At 71.4% G+C, this 3,644-nt stretch carries 3 protein-coding genes; 2 read left to right on the top strand and 1 reads right to left on the bottom strand.

The window, feature by feature from the left end:
- Nucleotides 1-3: 3 nt before the first annotated feature.
- Nucleotides 4-1,092, bottom strand: a complete 1,089-nt coding sequence (locus ACFWOG_RS40055) for an ABC transporter permease (RefSeq protein WP_380364603.1) — start codon at nt 1,090-1,092, stop codon at nt 4-6.
- 112 nt (nt 1,093-1,204) lie between these two features.
- On the opposite strand from ACFWOG_RS40055, the gene ACFWOG_RS40060 reads away from it, so the two are divergent.
- A complete protein-coding gene (locus ACFWOG_RS40060; RefSeq protein ID WP_380364604.1) occupies nt 1,205-1,735 on the top strand; it encodes a MarR family winged helix-turn-helix transcriptional regulator in 531 nt (176 codons plus the stop codon).
- 168 nt (nt 1,736-1,903) lie between these two features.
- Entirely contained in the window at nt 1,904-3,451 is a 1,548-nt protein-coding gene (locus tag ACFWOG_RS40065) for an MDR family MFS transporter (protein WP_329952248.1), read from the top strand.
- Nucleotides 3,452-3,644 lie beyond the last annotated feature (193 nt).

The following is a 3,644-nucleotide window of genomic DNA, read 5'->3' on the forward strand; positions in this document are numbered from 1 at the left end:
GCGTCAGCCCGTGGTCAGCGTGCGGGTGAGGTGCCCCGGCCGGCGGAGTACGGCGGCGAAGGTGACGGCGACGCCGACCGCCGCCCACACCAGCAGGACCACCAGCGGTACGGCGAGGCCGGAGCCGCCGAAGTAGGCGATCGAGCGGGCCGCGTCCGTCCCGGCGCCGTTCGGGAACCAGGCGCCGATCGCCCGCCAGAACGTCGGCATCATCGGCGGGGGGAAGACCCCGCCGGCGCTCGGGTTGCCGAGCACCACGAAGAGCAGGACCGCGATCCCGATGCCGATGATGTCGAACAGGCACTGGAGCGCCATGGTGACCGCGCCGACCGAGAAGACCACCAGCGCGCCGACCGCCGACAGGCCCCAGAACGAGCCCGGAAGCGCGTCCAGCACCGACTGGACGATGATCGCACCGCCGATGCCCGCCGCGACCGAGTACAGGGCCAGGGTGCCGAGCCGGATCACCGCCCGGTTGGCGTTGGCGGGCTTCGCCCCGGCGCTGACGCCGAGGATCGAGGCGACCAGGTAGCCGCCGACGCACCAGCCGATCACCAGGTAGAAGGAGGAGAGGCCGTTGGCGTCCCCCTTGGCCAGCGGGACGACGTCCTCGACCTTGACCGTCCGGCCCTGGGACTTCTCCAGGCCGGTGACGATGCTCTCGGCGGCCCGGGCCGCGGACGGCCCGCGTGCGTTGGCGACCAGCAGCACGTCCTCGGTGGAGGCCGGGTTCACCACCAGCGCGGCGTAGATCTTCTGGTCCTTGAGCTGCTCGGTGGCGGTGGCCGCGTCCGGCGCCGTGACGGACTTCACGGCCTCGTCCGGGACGGACTCCAGTCCTTCCACCAGCTGGGGGGCCACCTGCGGCGGGGCCACCACCGCGATCGACAGCTCGTGCGGGGTCGGGTGGTGGAGCGCTCCGACGTACGACGTGATGAAGCCGAGCTGGAGGAGGAGCACGGCGATCACCAGCAGTGCCGCACGCGGGGTGACCGCGCCCTTCAGTTCGGCGGCGAAGCCCTGCCCCGGTGCCGGCGGTGATGCCTGCTCCGGTGCCGTGGCCTGCCCTGGTCCCTGCCCTGGGGCGGTCATCGACATCTCCTTGCGTATCGGGGGAAACCGGATACTTAATAGCATGAACTAGTTTCGTTGACGTTTCTCCCGCGCCGGGTCCGGCGTTCTCGTGCTGCGCGATACTGGCGCGGTGACTGCGGCGAACGAGGACGAGGAACCACTGCTGGCGGTGGAGCGCGAGGTCGGGGTGCTCTTCCGGCGGGGCCGGGCGCGGGTGGCGGAGCTCTCCCGGCGGGTCCATCCGCAGCTGGAGGGCATGGCGTACAGCATGCTCGGCTACATCGAACAGGCCGGCCGGGTGCGGGTGACGGACGTCGGCGTGCACTTCGCCGTGGGCAAGGCCACGGTCAGCCGGCAGATCCGCGCCCTGGAGGAGCTGGGTCTGGTCGCCAGGGCGGCGGACCCGCTGGACCGCCGCTCGGCGCTGGTCTCGCTCACCGAGGACGGCCGGCGGCGGTACCTGGAGGCCCGGGACGCCCGGATGGGGCGGGTCAGGGAGCTGATGGCCGGCTGGTCGTCGGAGGAGGTGGCCCGGTTCGCCGAGTTGCTGCACCGCTTCAACGACGTGGTCGGCGAGGCGGCCGTCCCGTCGCTCGCCCCGTCGGGCGTGGCGTCGGCCGTCCCGTCGGGCGTGGCGGGCGGGCGCGGCGAGGAGGCGTAGCGGGGAGGCGTAGCGGGGAGGCGCCGCGGGGAGGCGCCGCGGGGAGGCGTCACCGGGATCGAGGCCCGGGCCGAGTGGTCGGCCCGGGCTTTACTTGCCCTTGACGAATGTTGCCCAAGTCAACCAACCCCCTTATGGTTGTGTCAGGCAACGAATTTAAGGACCTCGATGACCGTCACCGCCCCCGCCTCGACCGGAGTCGCCGCCACCACCGACCAACCGATGACGCACCGGCAGGTGATGGAGGCGCTCTCCGGCCTGCTGCTCGGTCTCTTCGTGGCCGTGCTCTCGTCGACCGTCGTCTCCAACGCCCTGCCGCGGATCCTGACCGACCTGCACGGCGGCCAGTCCGCCTACACCTGGGTGATCACCGCGACCCTGCTCACCCTCACCGCGTCCACCCCGATCTGGGGCAAGCTGTCCGACCTCGCCAGCAAGAAGCTGCTGCTGCAGATCGCCCTGGTGATCTACATCGCCTCCTCCGCACTGGCCGGGTTCTCCCAGAACACCGGTCAGCTGATCGCCTGCCGCGCCCTCCAGGGCATCGGCGCCGGCGGCGTCACGGCGCTGGCCCAGATCTGCCTGGCGGCGATGGTCCCGCCGCGCGAGCGCGGCCGGTACAGCGGCTACTTCGGCGCCGTCTTCGCGCTGGCCACCATCGGCGGCCCGCTGATCGGCGGCATCATCGTCGACACCTCCTGGCTGGGCTGGCGCTGGTGCTTCTACGTCGGCATCCCGTTCGCGCTGGCCGCGATCCTGGTGCTGCAGCGCACTCTCAAGCTGCCGGTGGTCAGGCGCAAGGTGAAGATCGACTACCTCGGCGCGCTGGTCATCACCGCCGCCGTCAGCCTGCTGATGATCTGGATCACGCTGGCCGGCAAGAACTACGCCTGGCTGTCGTGGCAGACCGTGGTCATGGTCGGTGGCGGACTGCTGCTGGGCGCGCTCGCCGTCGTGGTCGAGCGCCGGGCCGCCGAGCCGATCATCCCGCCGAGCCTGTTCCGGTACCGGACCGTCGTCCTGTCCGCGCTGGCCAGCATCCTGGTCGGCATCGGGATGTACGGCGCGACCACCTTCCTCAGCCAGTACTTCCAGCTGGCCCGGGAGAAGTCCCCGACCATCGCCGGGCTGATGACCCTGCCGATGATCCTCGGCCTGGCCGTCTCCTCCACCGTCGCGGGCAAGCTCATCACCAAGTACGGCAAGTGGAAGGCCTACCTGGTCGCCGGCACCCTGCTGCTGGCCGTCGGCTTCGGCCTGCTCGGCACCGCCCGGGCCGACACCGACTACGGCCTGCTCTCCCTCTACATGGCGATCACCGGGATCGGCCTCGGGCTCACCATGCAGAACCTCGTCCTCGCGGTGCAGAACACCGTGCCGCGCAGCGAGCTCGGCGCGGCCAGCTCGGTGGTCACCTTCTTCCGCACCATGGGCGGCGCGATGGGCGTCTCCGCACTCGGCGCGCTGATGAACAACCGGGTCGGCCACTACCTGACGGAGAACCTGGCCGCCGCGCACGTCCCGGCGGGCGGCGGTGCGCTCGGCGGCGGCATTCCGGACCTGCACAAGCTGCCCGCCCCGCTCGTCCCGCTGGTGACCGACGCCTTCGGGCACGGTGTGGGCGTGGTCTTCCTGGTGGCGGCGCCGTTCGCGCTGCTGGCCTTCGTCACGGTGCTGTTCATCCGCGAGACCGTGCTGCGGACCGGCCGGGAGTGAGTGCGGACCCGCGTGGGCCGCTCCGGTCGCTCCGGCCGGGGCGGCTCCGGGGTCGAGCCCGCGGGTCCGGTCACCGGGAGCGGTCACCGGGGGCGGGCGTCGGGGGCGGGGAAGGGCGGGAGGGCCGGGCGGTGTGTTACAATACCCGGCCAGTGTCGTATAAAAAAAATAAGCATCCGCCGACAAAGCAACT

This window comes from Kitasatospora sp. NPDC058406, assembly GCF_042722765.1.
Taxonomy (GTDB): Bacteria; Actinomycetota; Actinomycetes; order Streptomycetales; family Streptomycetaceae; genus Kitasatospora.

What these genes read in the sequence shown, in the direction of transcription:
- ACFWOG_RS40055 (WP_380364603.1), bottom strand. Translation starts at nt 1,092, where the DNA reads ATGACCGCCCCAGGGCAGGGACCAGGGCAGGCCACGGCACCGGAGCAG.
- ACFWOG_RS40065 (WP_329952248.1), top strand. Translation starts at nt 1,904, where the DNA reads ATGACCGTCACCGCCCCCGCCTCGACCGGAGTCGCCGCCACCACCGAC.